Below are 16177 nucleotides of genomic sequence, written 5' to 3'. Positions count from 1 at the left end.
GATGAGTGTATTCTAAAGATGAATTTATTGGAGGATTATCGATGGTTTTAACAAACGGAAACGAAATTTTCAAACAAGCTCGTGCAGGAAAATATGCTGTTGGTGCTTTTAACATCAACGACTTGGAATGGACTCGCTCAATTCTAGAAGCAGCCCAAGAAACAAAGACACCTGTATTAGTTCAAACATCAATGGGTGCTGCTAAGTACATGGGTGGATATGAATTATGTCTACACCTAGTACAAGACACTATCAAATCAATGGGTATCACAGTTCCAGTTATCATGCATTTGGATCACGGTAACTACGAAGCCGCTAAGGAATGTATCGAAGTTGGTTACAACTCTGTTATGTTTGATGGCCATGACTTACCATTCGACGAAAACCTTGAAAAGACAAAGGAAATCGTTAAATTAGCTCATGCTAAAGGCATCTCTGTTGAAGCTGAAGTTGGTTCAATTGGTGGTACTGAAGATGGTATTACTGGTCTTGGTGAATTAGCTGATGTTGAAGAAGCTAAGACTCTTGACGCTACTGGTGTTGACTATCTTGCCGTTGGTATTGGTAACATTCACGGTGTTTACCCTTCAAACTGGAAAGGCTTAAGCTTTGATCGTCTTGAAGAATTAGCTGCACAAATCAAGACACCACTTGTTCTTCATGGTGGTTCAGGTATCCCTAAGGAACAAATCATTAAGGCTATCTCAATGGGTATTTCAAAAGTTAACGTTAATACTGAATTACAATTATCATTTGCTAAAGCAACTCGTGAATATATCGAAGCTGGCAAAGATCAAGATATCGATGCTAAGGGTTATGACCCACGTAAGTTACTAGCACCTGGTGCAAAAGCTATTACAGAAACAACTAAAGAACGTATCGAATGGTTCGGTACACCATCAGTTAAATAATCCTAATTATTTAAATATACTAAAAACGAAGTGCTCATTTGAGTCTTCGTTTTTTTTTTGTCTTTTATGACGCCAGCAATGTCGAGTAATTCCAACTGTTGTGGGACCGGTCCCACAACAGATGGAATTTCTCGCAAACGCAGGCAAAAAAGCAAAAAAAATAGCCCTAACGGACTACTTCTTAGCTTCTTGTTCTTCTTTAGCAATCGCCATTTGAGCTACTAAGTTCAAGTAGTTAAATGGATTATCATAATTTGGTTGGAACAACATATCAACAAAGGCCAGATCATCAATAGTATTACCATTTTGAATACTGATCGACAAAGCATTAGCCGACTGTGCAACTTCATGCTTGCTGAATAATTGAGCACCCAAGATTTTTCTAGTATCCTTATCATAAACTAAATCTATCATCAACATTTCATTACTTGGCATGAAAGTTGGACGATAGTAATCATTATACATAACTGAATCTGCATTAATGCCATCCTCTAGTGCATTTTTTAACGTTGCACCAGTTGAGGCTAAAGTATGACCGAATAATTCCAAACCCGTTGAAGCTTGAGTTCCCATATATTTTTGAACATCCCCAAAAACATTTTTCCCGGCTAGAAATCCTTGACGAACGGCATTAGTAGCTAAGGGAATATAAACAGGTTTTTGTGTAGGATTAAAGTTAACTGAACATGAATCTCCTGCTGCATAAATATCAGGATCTGATGATTGAACATATTCATTAACGATAATTTCTTCATGCTGACCAGTCTTAACCTGACCCTTCAAAAGATCAGTGTTTGCAACAAAACCGGTACATACAATGATCAAATCAGCCTTGTGCTCACCTTTATTAGTCTTGATAGTGATCTCATCACCATCTTCAAAACCAGAAACACGTTCATTTAAAAAGACATCAACATAGTGGTCTCTTAAAAGATCAACAATTTTATCAGACATTGGTTTATCAATATAATGGTTTAATACCTGTTCACCAGCATGGATCAATGTAACATTGTGAATTGTATTGGCATAGCTTTCAGCCAATTCAACACCAACATAGCCACCACCAATGATAGCAATGCTTTGATAATTTTTAGCTGATTCATAAATTTGTTGGGCTTGTTCATAATTTTTACATAACAAAATGCGTGGATTATCAAAGTTCTTTAAAACTGGTGTATAAGTCTTTGATCCAGTAGTCATGATCAACTTATCATAGCTATCTTCAAATTCTTTTCCAGTTTCAAGATCTTTAACAACGAGTATTTTCTTTTTAGAGTCAATTTTTAACACTTCATGTTTCATTTTAACGTCGGCGCCATCTTGTTTCAATGTATCAGGGTCAGCGTAGAACATATCTTCCAAACGATTAACAATTCTACCTAGGTATAAAGCAATTCCGCAAGACAAAAATGCAATATTATCTTCACGTTCATATACAGTAACGTCAGTTTCTGGATGATCTTTGAGAATTTGTTCCACAGCGGCTGTTCCGGCGTGCGTACAACCAACGACTACAACTTTCAATGATAATACCTCCCATGCCTATTCAATATATAGATTACATCTTTTCATATCTAAATACTCATCATCATTTGCGAATAAATCTTTCATATAATGAAGTAATATTTGATATACCTTTAAGTATAACCTTATCATATTCTAAAAATAAATTTAATCATTAGGTACTCTAATTAAGAATTGTGCCAATATTTTGTAAACTTGCCTGTTTAACTATCTTATCTGCCACAATTATGTCCAAAACGGCTGTTCCAACGGTCTTAAAAATTGTTATATCTGAATCGCTCTTGCGTCCTTTGATGCTTTTATTAACTAGTTGTCCGAGCTCACCATCAAAATCAGTCTTTTTTATTAGAGCTTTTTCTAATGGCTGAATTATATCACCTGCTTCAGCCAACACTCCATCTAAAGTATCAAAAATTATCTTGTCGGCTTTTTTTAAAGCAGAAACCGGTATTTCACACATATCTGGTGTATACGCTCCTACGCCATTAATATGTGTGCCTGGTTGAACAAGTTCACCATCAAATGTGGCCGATTTAGCAGTTGTGACACTAGTAATAATATCAACTTTAGCTACGACTTCATTCGGATCATCAACAGCAACAAACTTGCTATCAAATTTATCAACAAATTCTTTTTGTGCTTTTTTACAGAAGTCATCTGCCTTTTCACGGTTACGATCAAAGATATAGACTAAATTTAAATCCCTAACTGTTAACATAGCCTCTAGTTGTGTTAATGCCTGACCACCGGTACCTATCAGAAGAGCCGTTTTAGCATCCTCTTTGGCCAACAGATCTGTTGCCGCTCCTTGAACTGCTCCAGTTCTTAATTGAGTTAAATAAGTTCCGTCAAGAATTGCATTAACAATACCTGTTTTGGCATCCTGTGTGATCATCGTTGCTGGGACACTTGGCAAACCTAACTTAGGATTGTCAGGGTAGACGGCAACTATCTTCAAACCTAATGTTGGTTCATTACCACTTGTCGATCCCGGCATATAAAGACCTTGACCATATCCTTCAACTGATAAGTTTGTTCTCAAAGGTATATCGGCCTTACCCTCAGAGTACAGTTTCAAGGCCTTTTTATCTTCCTCAATTGCATCTCTCATTGTTAAAACTCTTTTTATATCCTCAGCAGATAAATAACGCATGTTTATCCCTCCAGTGATTTCGATAAACGAAGTAATCGATTTCATTATATCAACTAATGTACCCAAATACATAAGAAGTCCTAATACTCTTCTATTATCCATAAATTTAAAGTAAAATTACTTAAAAGCTAGGAGAGATATCATGAGAGAAATAAAATATTCAGATGATTTGAACTCACAAATATACCAAGATGATTTAATGATCAGAAAAAAAGTCTTCGTAGAAGAACAAAACGTTCCTTCTTCTTTAGAAGTAGATGAAATGGAAAACTCTTGTACATACGCTACTTTATATGTTGATGGAAAACCTGCAGGGACAGCCCGCTATTTTCCAACTGAGGATAATGGTGTCCATGTTCAACGCGTTGCGGTCTTAAAAGAATTCCGCAAACAAGGCTTAGCCTCATTTTTATTAAAAGATATTTTTAAAAACGCACAAAAAGATTACCAATATATTATTTTAGGTGCACAAGATCAAGCGCAAAAATTCTACAAGAAGCTAGGGTTACACGTTGTCAGTGATCAATATCTCGATGCTGGAATCTTGCATCATGATATGCGTCTGGATCTATAATATAGGTATTATTATGATTAGGGGATAACTATGTATAGATACTTTATTCAACCACAGCTAAATAAGTACAATAATACCTTAATCGGTTATGAATTATTGATGAAGCGTGATACTCCAGAAGGCTGGCGCCCTCCGATCCATTTTTCAGATATCCCTTCGCATACTCTGGCCGAGGTACTAATTGCAACTACCAAACTATTGTCATTAAAAATTGGCTCAGTTTCAGTTAACCTCAATCGTACGCAATTAATGGACCCCGAAGTAAGAAAGGCTATTATTCTTTCTCAAAGCCAATTGCGCCCACTAAAATTAGTCGTTGAATTAACAGAAGAACCTGGTAATGAGCAATGGACCAATGAACAGATGATTCCTTTGATCAAGCAATTCAAGGATTACGGAATGGATTTTAGTTTGGATGACGTCGGTACTGGCGAAAATAAATTGGAACATATCAATTCACTAGTTCCACTTGCCGATGAAATGAAATTCGCCATTCAAAACTTCTCTGAAAAATTTCGTGATCCTGACATTGAAAATAAAGTCATTTTTTGGCGCGACTTTACGAAACAACATAACCAACGATTTATTTTAGAAGGTATTGAAGACAAAAATGACGATCGACTAGCTGATTCATTAGAAATAGATCTGCGACAAGGTTATTTCTATGGTCGACCACATTTGCTAAAACTAAATGGTGACGAATAAAAAGGAGTTGCATCACACTTTTAAGAAAATTTAAGTGTGATGCAACCCCTATTTTTATATAGAAATTAAATTCGATTTAAAATATTTCAAACAGAGATTCATTATTCTTGATCACAGCCTCGTTCTTTATCGACGGCCATTTGACCAACTAAATTCAAATAATTAAATGGATTATCATAATTTGGTTGGAATAACATATCAATGAAGGCCAAATCATCAATCGTATTATTATTTTGAATACATACTGATATTGTGTTAGCAGATTGGGCAACTTCATGTTTACTAAAGAATTGCGCACCTAAAATCTTACGACTATCCTTATCGTAAACTAATCTAATCGTTAACATCTCCGTAGTTGGCATATATTCAGGACGATAATAATCAATAAATACCACAGCATCAGCATTAAATCCATGTTCCAAAGCATTTGTTAACGTCAGACCTGTTGAAGCGACGGTGTGTCCAAACAATTCCATTCCTGAAGTAGCTTGTGTACCCATATATTTTTGAATATTACCAAAAACATTCACTCCTGCCAAAGCACCTTGTCTGATGGCATTAGTTGCTAAAGGCATATATGATGATTTTCCAGTCGGATTAAAGTTAACCGTACAAGCATCCCCCGCTGCATAAATATCAGGATCAGATGTTTGAACATATTCATTAATAATGATAGCGCCATGGCGATCCATTTCAACTTGTCCACGTAACAAATCAGTATTAGCGATAAATCCAGTGCAAACGATCACTAAATCAGCCCTGTGGTCTTCTGTACTAGTTTCGATCACAACCTGATCATCGCCGCTAAAACCAGTTACATGCTCATTTAAAAATACATTTACTCCATGTTCTTTAAGGAGATCAACGACATTATCTGACATTGATGGATCTAAATAATGATTCAAAACTTGATTATTTGATTGAATCAACGTAACTTCATGTTCAGTATTCGCATAACTTTCAGCTAACTCTACTCCGATATATCCCGCACCAACGATAGCAATATGTTTATTGTCCTTGGCTGTTTCGTAGATAGCCTTAGCTTGAGCATAACTCTTACACATCAAAATCTTGGAATTATCAATTCCCATGATTGGCGGAACTTGAACATATGAACCAGTCGTCATGATCAATTTGTCATAACTATCTTCAAAAACGTCGTGTGTTTCCAAATTTTCACACATGATTTTTTTATTCTTAGCATCAATTTTTAAAACATCGTGTTTCATGCAAACTTTAGCACCTAATTTTTCCAAAGTTTCAGGATCAGCATAAAACATGTCTTCCAATTTTTTTACCTTGCGTCCTAAATATAAAGCTATCCCACAAGATAAAAAGGAAATATTATCGTCACGTTCATAAACCGCAACTTCTGTTTCGGGATGATCTTTTAAAATCTGATCAACGGCAGCTGTCCCTGCATGTGTACAACCAACTACTATAACTTTCACATTAATTTCCTCCAATATAGATACAGTATATTCTATACTATAAATCGTATATACTTAAATTTTAAAATAATAATTTTGATAATTTCATAAAAAAATCTTAATTTAGTGTTAATGTGTTAAGTAAATATTTTATATCTTAGTTTAGGGGTGAAGAATGTCACTAAATAACATTGCTGGTCTCCAATCACTTTTAAGTGTCGACGGTAATATTAATGCGATCATTATTGGTTTAATTACAGTAGGACTAATCACTATCATTACAGTTTCAGCTTATTCATTTGAAAACATCATGAATAATAGTGATAGAAAGTTTACAAAGATAGCACTTCAAATAACTGAAGGTATTATCTTAGCCATAAGCATGATTTTAGTTCAACATATCTTCAAGGCTTTAAACTCTGGAGATACGCGAAGCTGGTTTTATGCCACCACGCAATTAACCTTACTTTTGTATAGTTTATATACCATGCAAAATTATGTAATTGAGTTTATGAATATTGCCATGCCGATTTACGTCTTTGGACACCATCTTTTAAGCGGAAATAACAGCTTCCTACTATTATTTATAGTTTTAACAATTATGTTAGCTCTAACAGTCACGTATATTTCTAAAAATACCAATAAATTATTGAATTCTGAGTGGAAATACCTAATTCTGCAAGTAATCTATGGTGCGATCTGGTGGGTCATAATTTGGTCATTCCATAAATTCACGCTTTACTACACAATAAACATGTTGGTTGGATTCATTGTCTATATGTCAATCATTCGATATATCGCTAAATGGATTCGTGATTCCTTCAATAATTACAATGCTTTATCAACTAAAGTTAATTATGATGAATTGACCGGTATCAGAAATAGAGCTAATTTCGATGACGTATCAAAAGAAGTCTTCAAAGTTTACAGTAAAGATCTCGATGTTCCACTAACAATGACCATGTTTGATATTGATCACTTTAAAGATTTCAATGATACCTATGGTCATACTGCCGGTGACATGGTTTTAAGACATGTGGCAACAATATTTGAAAAGGAACTTTTCAGGAAGACTACTCGTGGGCAAATATTCCGCTTCGGTGGTGAAGAATTTATCATCATCTTTAGAGGAACTACACCTGAGGATGCTTTAGAAATTATCAAAGATATCAGAAATGATTTGATCAAAGATCCTGTTGAATACGAAGGTAAGAAATTAGATATTCGTATCTCACTGGGTGTATCAAGACTTCAATCGTCAGACAAAAATATCAATGATCTCTTCAATCGTGTTGATCAATATCTATACGAGTCGAAGAATCAGGGCCGTAACAGAATAACCGTTGAAAATGAAACTCTAGTATTTAATGATATTTAAAAGCGCGTCCCAATTGTCTATCCAATTGGAACACGCTTTTTTAGTCCTCACACAAAAAAAGATGAGATATAATCTCATCTCCGGGAAGGATCAGTTGTTTCTACCTGATGGTCCTAGATATAATAGTACCCCATATAAATTTCATTCTCAATAGCTTATAAACTTTTTATTGTAACTCTACTTTTGATGAATTTCTTTCTATTTAATACTTTTTAACTAAAGATTAAACCAAATTTAAAGGTTGTAATGGTGTTTTAATGAAGGAATAACGATCTTATCCATTCTTCCGATAATATATCCTTGGAAGAATATTGCTAAGACCGTACCAATCCCGACAGCATAAATCTTACCACTGATAAAATAGCAAATAACCATAATGATAAGTGGTGGTGAATAACTGACTATTTGACCCCAACCTGCTGAACCACGCAAATATTTAAATCGCAATAGATAAGCCAATTCGTCATTGGGATGTTGAATAATATTACAACGCTGATAGACTGAGACGGCCATTGAAACACCTAACAGGCCGATAACATCGATCACAATGCGCCAAATCATATTCATTTGTTCAAAATGTAAAGGTATATATAATTTTGTAAAAAATCCTACTAAATAACTAAATGGCAATGAAAATAAAATATTTGAAATAAAGACATGCCCATCAAATTTTCTCAATAATATTTGATTAGTAACAGCCACTAAAATTGCATAAACAAATAATGTCGTTCCATAATCAACACGAATCAAATTGGAAATATTGACCCCAGACGCCATCCATACTGCACTACCAACGTTACTGTCGATCATCAGTGCATTTGATGCCGCATTAAAGAAAATTGAGAACGCTAAATACCCTAATCGCTTTTTGAAATCCCCTTTTGCTTCCAAGCTCCCACCTTCTTAATAAAAAATAAGCAGCCGATAAATTCCGGCCGCTTATGTAAACTCTTGTATTGTATTATATCATTTTCTAAAGATTATAATGATGTTTTAATGACGGAATGACTAAAAAGTCGGCCTTTCCGATCATATATCCTTGGAAGAATATTGCCAAAATAGTCCCGATTCCGACTGAATAAATTTTCCCAGTAAGAAAATAACAAATAACCATGATAGTCACTGGTGGTAAATAACTGAATACTTGTCCCCAACCTGCTGAACCATGTAAATATTTAAATCTTAAGATATAAGCCAATTCATCATTGGGATGTTGAATAATATTACAGCGCTGATAAATTGAAGCACCAATAGATACTCCAAGTAGCCCAATGATATCGATCACAACTTGCCAAAATAAACCTAGTCTCTCAATATGCAGTGGTAAATATAATTTCGTAAAAAAGCCCATCAAATAACTAAATGGAACTGAAAATAATAAATTTGAAATAAAGACATGCCCATCAAATTTCTTTAATAAGAATTGATTGACTACGGACACTATGATCGCATAGAAAAACAGTGTTGTCCCATAATCAACATTGATGAGTTTTGAGATATTAACACCTGATGCCATCCAAACCGCACTTCCTACATTACTATCGACCATCAAGGCATTAGCCGCCGCAATAAACACAATGGCAAAAGCCAAGTAGCCTAATCTTTTTCTATAATCCCTTTTTGCTTCCAAAAGAACACCCTCTTAATACGCCATAAGTTTAATCTACCTGAAAAAAAAGCCGTCGGCAAACATTCCGGTCACTTATGTAAGCGTTTTACAAAACGTCTGTGAAACTGTTATTTTTAATATACGATTTTGATACTATCGTTTAGATGATTTTTTAAGGATAGAATTTTTATATGATCGATCTTCCTTATCAAAATTTCTTGAAATCAAAAAAATGAAACAGTTCCCTGACTGCTGATCCACATAAGTATTTGAATATTATAATATAATTAATAATTAGGATGTTAGAGCAAATTAACTCAATGGAAATTATGTCAAAGTCCAAATAGTATAACCTACTTTGGAAATCACACCTTTCCAAAAAAATAAGCCGTCGGAATAATATCCGGCTGCTTATGTAGATTTAATATAATTAATCGAAAAAAATGGCATTTTGTTACTAATTATTATTTCCGCCATTCATCATTTCTTCCATGCTGATCAAATGGAATTTATGTTCATGATCTGGATCATATGCTTCAATTTGAGCCATCATACCCGTATCTTCGTGTTCCAAAATATGACAGTGATACATATAGATTCCAAATTTAGAAAATTTCACAGCGATTCGAACTGTTTCACCTGCATTAACCCCAACAACATCTTTCCAACCATGTTCATTAGGATAGACATCTTTGCCATTTCTACTTAAAACTAAGAACTGACAACCATGTAAATGGAAAGGATGAATCATACCCTTATCCATATCATTTGTATTCGTGACATCCCAAAGAATCGTATCGCCAATCTTTTGTTTACGATCAATCCTCTGCATATCAAATAGCTTACCGTCTAGTCTTACTTGATCGTCCATACCTGACATTACTGTATGTACAATTTTACTATCAGGTGTAACAACCGGTTTAGGAATAACATTGAGACATTTTGGTAATTTAACATCTTGTCTAGAATAACTACCAATCTTAAATTTGAGAATAGGTATGTCATCGCTCATTAAAGTAACAACATCACCAGGTTTTTTATCTCCAAAATCTACAATAACTTCATCACGCTCAGCTGTAGTTATCATAAGTTTAGTTAACTCAACTGGCTCTGGCAAAGTTCCCCCATCAGATGCTATTTGTGTAAACTGATGATCATCATTAAAGTGTAATCTCCATTCACGACGATTCGATCCGTTTAAAATTCTTAAACGAACACGTTGAGTCGTCACATTAAAGATCCCATTGATAGTTCCGTTAATAACTGCATATTTACCAAGGGTCCCATCCATATCATAATCAGCCTTGTAGTCTAGTTGATTATCATGATAATTTCTATCTTGTAAAATAATTGGAATATCATCAACACCATAATTTCTAGGGAAAGGCAATTTGGCCTCTTCTTGATCGGTTACAATAACTTCAGCTGCTAAACCGTTCCACACTTGGCGCGCAGTATTTGGACATGGATGTGGATGTAACCAATCCGTTTGTGCAGGTTGATCCAAGGTAAAATCAATATCACGACTACCGCCTGGATAAACCGGTGCATGCGGACCCCCATCTACAATTGGTCCTGTTACATTTAATCCATGCCAATGAAAGGTGGTTACCTCTGGTAATTTGTTAACTAAATGCAGATGATAATGAACTCCTTGTTTGAAGACAACCGTTTTACCTAATAGAGGAGCGCTAAATCCCCAAGTTTTAGTCTTCTTACCCGGTAGAATCTGAGTTTCACCTTCCTGAGCTGTTACAGTATAATAAATATCATTTCCCTCAATCTTATCAGGCTGTAACAACGTAGGAATATTTAAAGGTTTCTCTGGTACATCTGTTTTTTCCAATGGAACATATCCACCGTCATGTAAATCAAAAACCGGTTCATCAAAGAAATAATCCTTATAAACCATCTTATCGCCGTCCTATCAAATTTTTTTGAAAGTTCCGATACAGTTAACGACCGCCTCCAAGAGCATACCGATCGCCATCATATACATTGCTATCATGTTTTTATCAGCAATCACCAAATAAAGCAAAATAGCATAGAATATGACCATAAATACTGAAAATAATTTTGAATTACCCATCAAAATATCACCTTCAAACTGTTTACATTTCTATCTTAGTCCTCTTCCTTAAATAGAAAAAGGGTATTAAATATAAAAAAGAATCTGAGACAGGACTATTATTGTCATTGAATATAAAGCATAAACATGCAACAAATCATAACATTACCCACTTAAAGTAAAGGGACACTATAATCCGATTTTGGATTACAGTGTCCCTTTGTCTTAATGATGTTCTGTCGCGCTCAATTTTATAATTTATAACTTGCCGTTCATAAATTGTGCTTCGCCATTACCAAAGCTCCAATCAGACTTAGTATTACTAGTGATATTTATCATTACATCGGACGGTGAAATACCAGTCTCTTCATGCAATGCCTTAACTAGACTTGCATAAAAATGTTTTTTATCAATTTCTTCACGCGGACTAGATGTCAAACTGAACAATAATACCTTGTCAGTTCTTTCAAGACCCAAACCAACATCCCAAATAATCATTTCTTCAGGATCGTGTTGCGTGACTACTTGATAACGGTCACGTGGCAATAAATGCAGCTCATCAGTTGCTACCTTATATGAAATATCTAAAATATCCCTGATTTCTTTTTTGTTACGACCTTTTATCATATCAATTCTCATTAATGGCATGTTATTTCCCTCTTATTTTTCGATTTTCCAACAGTAATTGGCAAAATTACATGTTGATCTAATTGAACTCCTTTTTAATTATCGTTAGAAGAAATTCTTAATCAATTGGGCTATAACTTTACTATGCGTCTCCAAAGCAAAGTGTCCACTATCTACCAGATCAACTTCAACATTCTTATCGTCTTTTTTAAACGCCTCAGCACCAGGATAAATGAACGATGGATCATTCTTACCCCAAACTGCCAAAAGTTTCGGCTGATTATTACGTAAATACTTTTGAAAAATTGGATATGACTTAATATTATTTTGATAATCAAAAATCAAATCCAATTGTCTTTGAGCATAACCTTCATTGTGTGTATAGGAGATATCTAGCATATATCCATCAGGAGAAACCACGTTTTCTCTTGTTCCAAATGTATATTGTCCGATAATTGTCTTTGGATCAAAGGCGTTTTTATAACTATTACGTTTCTCTTCCGTTGGATCATCCCAAAAATCTTGTCTAGAAGCCCACTTTGACCCCAATCCTTCTTTATATATATTTCCATTTTGACTGATAATACCTTGAATCCAATCAGGATGATCAACGGCAACTTTAAACCCGATCGGCGCACCATAATCAAAGACATACATATAAAACTTATCAATAGATAATTCCATCAAGAATTGTTCCATTATTTGACTCAAATGATCAAAAGTATATTCGAATTTATTGTGATCTGGAGATTCCGATTGTCCAAACCCTGGATAGTCCGGTGCAATCAAATGAAATCTATCTTCCAACTCTGGCATTAAATTACGAAACATATGACTGGCTGATGGAAAACCATGAAACAAAATCATAGTTGGTTTTGTTATATTCCCACTTTCACGATAAAAAATATTTAAACCTGCTACCTTAACTGTTTTATATTCAATCATTTTAATTACCCTCTTAATTTCTTTTCATTACTTGTTAGTAGAGCTGTCATTTGAGTTTTATCCGTTCCTAAAAGTTCATCAGTTAATTGACCAAATTCGTTGCGACATTCATTAGCTACTTCCAAAAATTCTCTTCCATTTGTGGTTACGGATACTACTGTTGATCTACCTTTAGAAGAAAGTTCAACTAAATTTCTATCGGCCAAAGTTTTAACCATTCGTGATACTGACGATCGATCATACCCTAATTGATGGGTAATACTCATAATTGAAGAAGGGTCATTATCTTCAATATTCATCATGATATACGAATAGGCAGGTTTCATCTTAGTGGGTGCATAGACCTTATCGGCTATTTTTTCTACCGAACGCATATATCTAGCCGCTGTAAAATAAGCGCATTTTGTATAAAATTGATGTTTCATTGTATTCTCCTCACATCTATCGTGCATATACACTATAACTCATTTAGAAATTATTTCAATAGGAAAAATAAAAAAATCACATTTCTGTGATCCAATAATTATTCAAACAAATGACAAGTTAACTATAATCAATTATTATGATTAAATTTAATAATTCTTTGAAATTATTATGTAATTTAGTTTATACGAAATAATGAAGGAGAATTAACTAATGATATATGCTTTGGGAATTATACTTTTTATACTCTTTACAGGGATAATTTTTGCCCTAATCTACAACTTAGGTCCAAACACAAAATCAGTCATCGGAGTATCTATCGCGGCCGTGATTGCAATAATTATTTCTTTCCCAGTTACACGAACCATTGTGACTTTTGCCGATAATAAATTTAATCCCGTTCCAGTTATACACTTGGGAACTTCCCAAATTAAGTTAACTGGTAAAGAAACCACGGGTACTCTTTATGGAGAAGCTTTGCCATACTCCACGGTTAAACTTATAAAATCTGATAAGGTTATTTTTACAGTAGAAACTGACATAGAGGGACAATTTAATATCAAAAAATTACATGACAGTTCAAAATATCAAATCGTCTCGTCAAAAAACGGTAAGAATTCAAAAAAATATGATATTACCGTTGGAAAGATTCCTAATACGGCCGTAACTGATTTAAATTTCTCAAACAATGATAGTTCTTACAAAACTAAGTCTGACAAAAACAATCGAGCAACAATTTCAGGAAAGACTAATCCTAAGGCACTTATAAAAGTTAAAGATAAAAGCGGAAAAGTATTAGATAAAATAACTGCTGACAAAAAGGGAAAGTGGTCAGTAGAAGTCGATGGTCCAGGGATCAATCAAAATTCTCCTGAAAAAATTAAATATGAATTTGTAAGCAAGTTAGGACAATTAAAAGAAAACAGTGGTAACTATCTTACTGTTATTAAATTTAAAACAGATACGCCTAAAAAAGAATCTGAAAAAGAGTCCGAAAAGCCAGTAGAACAACCAAAAGTCAAAACACCACCTGCTCCTGTAGCACCCACGACACCTGCAATTCCAGGAGAATATTTAGCGGCCCTAAATAATGCACGTGATTATTTAAGTTTTTCAAACATGTCAAAAAGAGGACTATACGATCAGTTAACCTCAGAATATGGAGAAAAATTTCCGGCTGACGCTGCCCAATATGCAGTTGATAACCTCCAAGCTGATTGGAATCTAGAAGCTCTAAATTGTGCGAAGGATTATAGAAAAGATCAAAATATGTCCACCAGCGAAATATATGATCAATTAATTTCTGATTATGGAGAACAGTTTGCACCTTCAGAAGCCAATTATGCTATTCAACATTTATACGACTAAGAAAAATAAACATACTATTTTCCACTTTCAATTGAAAAAAAACACGTCATTTAATATACAAATGACGTGTGTTTTTTTGGTGATATTAAGAAACTAATCGTATTTAGTCACGATCTTTCGAATTTAAAAATGATCCCTCTCGGAATCGAACCGAGGACCTACTGCTTAGGAGGCAGTTGCTCTATCCTGCTGAGCCAAGGGACCATGTAGCACTAGTAAATATAGTGCCACCATTATTAATTAATGTAAAGTATCTTTATGACGTCTCTTACCCTTATTTTTTTGATCACGTAGACGTTTCTTTTGCTTAGGTTTTGGTTTTTGAACGGCGTCATGACGTTTCTTCTTTCGATAAGTTTCCTTATCAGAGAATGTTCCATCACGATTTAAAAAGACTTTCTTAACTTCACTGTCGACCATGTCTTGTAAATTACGAAAATCATGAGTATTCCCAAAGGTAAGTACATTACCTTCTTTACCCATCCTTCCGGTCCTACCAGCACGATGGACATACTCACTATTATCACGTGTCACCATATAGTTAATAATCACTGTAATATCGTCAATATCCATCCCTCTAGCGGCAACATCTGTTGTCAGCAACAAGTTTACCTTGTTTGAAGAAAAGAGTTGCATGGCTGCCTTACGCTGTTGTGAAGACATCTTACTATCTAAACCAACAAAGTTAGTTTTGTTATGATGCAGATCACTGATAACCTTATGCAATGAACGAGAATTATTGAAAAAAACAATTCCCTTAAATTTTTTATTATGTGCCATCTCACGAATCAACGCATCTTTAGTGTTATCAGATGCAGCATTGATAAAGTAGTGCTTGATACCTGCAGTATACGTTTCGTCATCACGTTGGTCGATAATTTCAAAGTCCTTACCAAACCATTTGTGCATATCGGCAAAAATATCATTTCCAGTTGCAGAGAAAAATGTCATTTGGACATCCCCAGGCATCTGGTCGATAGTTTCACGAACTGACTCTAGTTTTGATTCATTCAACATTTCATCAGCCTCGTCAACAATAACCGTCTGGATATTACCCAATTTAACCTTGCGTGCTTCAGTCAATTCCTTTAAACGTCCCAAAGTAGCAATCAGAATTTCTGGCTTTTCCTTTAGTTTCTTCAACTGACGTTGCGGATTGGCTCCACCAGTTATTGCTTGCACTTTGCAACCAATCAATTTAGCCAAAGGTTGGATCACATCACGTACCTGCATGGCCAGTTCCTGTGATGGTTCTAAAATAAGGACTTGAAGTCCATCATTTGGAACTAAAGTTTCGATCATTGGCATAGTAAATGCCAGAGTCTTACCTGAACCAGTTGGAGCCATGGCTACTAGATCATGGCCTTCCTTAAATGGTTGATAGACTGTTTCTTGAATCTTTGTTAAAGACTCAAATTGATTATCTTTAAAATAATCTTCATATAAACTTGGTATTTTCAAT

At 34.7% G+C, this 16177-nt stretch carries 16 protein-coding genes and 1 tRNA gene; 5 read left to right on the top strand and 12 right to left on the bottom strand.

The annotated features are described in order from the left end of the window. The first annotated feature begins 41 nt into the window (after positions 1 to 41). Entirely contained in the window at positions 42 to 911 is an 870-nt protein-coding gene (gene fba, locus EKM64_RS02810) for a class II fructose-1,6-bisphosphate aldolase (protein WP_125675384.1), read from the top strand. A 174-nt stretch (positions 912 to 1085) separates the two neighbouring features. On the opposite strand, the gene EKM64_RS02805 is transcribed toward fba, so the two are convergent. Continuing rightward, positions 1086 to 2435, bottom strand: coding sequence for an FAD-dependent oxidoreductase (locus tag EKM64_RS02805; protein WP_125675382.1), 1350 nt, complete (start codon positions 2433 to 2435; stop codon positions 1086 to 1088). Positions 2436 to 2598: 163 nt separating this feature from the next. Beyond that, on the bottom strand, positions 2599 to 3588 hold the full coding sequence (locus tag EKM64_RS02800) for an ornithine cyclodeaminase family protein (protein ID WP_125675380.1): 990 nt from the start codon (positions 3586 to 3588) through the stop codon (positions 2599 to 2601). Positions 3589 to 3730: 142 nt separating this feature from the next. On the opposite strand from EKM64_RS02800, the gene EKM64_RS02795 reads away from it, so the two are divergent. Next, complete coding sequence (locus EKM64_RS02795; RefSeq protein WP_125675378.1) at positions 3731 to 4162, top strand: GNAT family N-acetyltransferase; 432 nt, start codon at positions 3731 to 3733, stop codon at positions 4160 to 4162. Between the two features lie 30 nt (positions 4163 to 4192). Beyond that, on the top strand, positions 4193 to 4867 hold the full coding sequence (locus tag EKM64_RS02790) for an EAL domain-containing protein (protein ID WP_125675376.1): 675 nt from the start codon (positions 4193 to 4195) through the stop codon (positions 4865 to 4867). 101 nt (positions 4868 to 4968) lie between these two features. Here the strand turns inward: EKM64_RS02790 and EKM64_RS02785 are convergent, their stop codons facing one another. Beyond that, positions 4969 to 6318: an FAD-dependent oxidoreductase gene (locus EKM64_RS02785; protein ID WP_125675374.1), complete on the bottom strand. Its 1350-nt coding sequence runs from the start codon at positions 6316 to 6318 to the stop codon at positions 4969 to 4971. 154 nt (positions 6319 to 6472) lie between these two features. Here EKM64_RS02785 and EKM64_RS02780 point away from each other — a divergent pair, with 154 nt between their 5' ends. Beyond that, a complete protein-coding gene (locus EKM64_RS02780) occupies positions 6473 to 7675 on the top strand; it encodes a GGDEF domain-containing protein (RefSeq protein ID WP_125675372.1) in 1203 nt (400 codons plus the stop codon). A gap of 234 nt (positions 7676 to 7909) precedes the next feature. On the opposite strand, the gene EKM64_RS02775 is transcribed toward EKM64_RS02780, so the two are convergent. The 7 genes from EKM64_RS02775 to EKM64_RS02750 form a co-directional block, all read right to left on the bottom strand. After that, positions 7910 to 8566 (bottom strand): DUF6198 family protein, encoded by a 657-nt coding sequence (locus EKM64_RS02775; RefSeq protein ID WP_125675370.1) that lies wholly within the window; start codon positions 8564 to 8566, stop codon positions 7910 to 7912. 82 nt (positions 8567 to 8648) lie between these two features. Next, entirely contained in the window at positions 8649 to 9305 is a 657-nt protein-coding gene (locus EKM64_RS02770; protein WP_125675368.1) for a hypothetical protein, read from the bottom strand. Positions 9306 to 9741: 436 nt separating this feature from the next. Further along, complete coding sequence (locus EKM64_RS02765) at positions 9742 to 11196, bottom strand: multicopper oxidase family protein (RefSeq protein WP_125675366.1); 1455 nt, start codon at positions 11194 to 11196, stop codon at positions 9742 to 9744. Between the two features lie 15 nt (positions 11197 to 11211). Further along, a complete protein-coding gene (locus EKM64_RS11370) occupies positions 11212 to 11373 on the bottom strand; it encodes a hypothetical protein (protein WP_164505283.1) in 162 nt (53 codons plus the stop codon). 237 nt (positions 11374 to 11610) lie between these two features. Then, on the bottom strand, positions 11611 to 12000 hold the full coding sequence (locus EKM64_RS02760; RefSeq protein ID WP_125675363.1) for a tautomerase family protein: 390 nt from the start codon (positions 11998 to 12000) through the stop codon (positions 11611 to 11613). Positions 12001 to 12084: 84 nt separating this feature from the next. Next, a complete protein-coding gene (locus EKM64_RS02755) occupies positions 12085 to 12924 on the bottom strand; it encodes an alpha/beta fold hydrolase (protein ID WP_125675361.1) in 840 nt (279 codons plus the stop codon). Positions 12925 to 12929: 5 nt separating this feature from the next. Then, positions 12930 to 13349, bottom strand: coding sequence for a MarR family winged helix-turn-helix transcriptional regulator (locus EKM64_RS02750; RefSeq protein ID WP_164505282.1), 420 nt, complete (start codon positions 13347 to 13349; stop codon positions 12930 to 12932). Positions 13350 to 13560: 211 nt separating this feature from the next. Here EKM64_RS02750 and EKM64_RS02745 point away from each other — a divergent pair, with 211 nt between their 5' ends. After that, positions 13561 to 14715 (top strand): Ltp family lipoprotein, encoded by a 1155-nt coding sequence (locus EKM64_RS02745; protein WP_125675357.1) that lies wholly within the window; start codon positions 13561 to 13563, stop codon positions 14713 to 14715. A gap of 130 nt (positions 14716 to 14845) precedes the next feature. Here EKM64_RS02745 and EKM64_RS02740 read toward each other — a convergent pair. Both EKM64_RS02740 and EKM64_RS02735 read right to left on the bottom strand, forming a co-directional pair. Next, positions 14846 to 14919: transfer RNA gene (locus EKM64_RS02740), tRNA-Arg, on the bottom strand. A gap of 36 nt (positions 14920 to 14955) precedes the next feature. Then, positions 14956 to 16176: a DEAD/DEAH box helicase gene (locus EKM64_RS02735; protein WP_125675355.1), complete on the bottom strand. Its 1221-nt coding sequence runs from the start codon at positions 16174 to 16176 to the stop codon at positions 14956 to 14958. Between the last annotated feature and the right edge of the window lies 1 nt (position 16177).

The organism is Companilactobacillus keshanensis (genome assembly GCF_003946205.1).
In the GTDB taxonomy this organism is placed as follows: Bacteria; Bacillota; Bacilli; order Lactobacillales; family Lactobacillaceae; genus Companilactobacillus; species Companilactobacillus keshanensis.
The sequence above is the reverse complement of the archived record's forward strand: the minus strand, read 5'-3'. Positions and strand labels throughout refer to the sequence as shown.

Excerpts from the sequence above, each read along its gene's own strand:
- EKM64_RS02780 (WP_125675372.1), top strand. The coding sequence starts at position 6,473 with ATGTCACTAAATAACATTGCTGGTCTCCAATCACTTTTAAGTGTCGAC.
- EKM64_RS02800 (WP_125675380.1), bottom strand. The coding sequence starts at position 3,588 with ATGCGTTATTTATCTGCTGAGGATATAAAAAGAGTTTTAACAATGAGA.
- EKM64_RS11370 (WP_164505283.1), bottom strand. The coding sequence starts at position 11,373 with ATGGGTAATTCAAAATTATTTTCAGTATTTATGGTCATATTCTATGCT.
- EKM64_RS02760 (WP_125675363.1), bottom strand. The coding sequence starts at position 12,000 with ATGCCATTAATGAGAATTGATATGATAAAAGGTCGTAACAAAAAAGAA.
- fba (WP_125675384.1), top strand. The coding sequence starts at position 42 with ATGGTTTTAACAAACGGAAACGAAATTTTCAAACAAGCTCGTGCAGGA.
- EKM64_RS02745 (WP_125675357.1), top strand. The coding sequence starts at position 13,561 with ATGATATATGCTTTGGGAATTATACTTTTTATACTCTTTACAGGGATA.
- EKM64_RS02790 (WP_125675376.1), top strand. The coding sequence starts at position 4,193 with ATGTATAGATACTTTATTCAACCACAGCTAAATAAGTACAATAATACC.
- EKM64_RS02750 (WP_164505282.1), bottom strand. The coding sequence starts at position 13,349 with ATGAAACATCAATTTTATACAAAATGCGCTTATTTTACAGCGGCTAGA.
- EKM64_RS02765 (WP_125675366.1), bottom strand. The coding sequence starts at position 11,196 with ATGGTTTATAAGGATTATTTCTTTGATGAACCGGTTTTTGATTTACAT.
- EKM64_RS02755 (WP_125675361.1), bottom strand. The coding sequence starts at position 12,924 with ATGATTGAATATAAAACAGTTAAGGTAGCAGGTTTAAATATTTTTTAT.
- EKM64_RS02795 (WP_125675378.1), top strand. The coding sequence starts at position 3,731 with ATGAGAGAAATAAAATATTCAGATGATTTGAACTCACAAATATACCAA.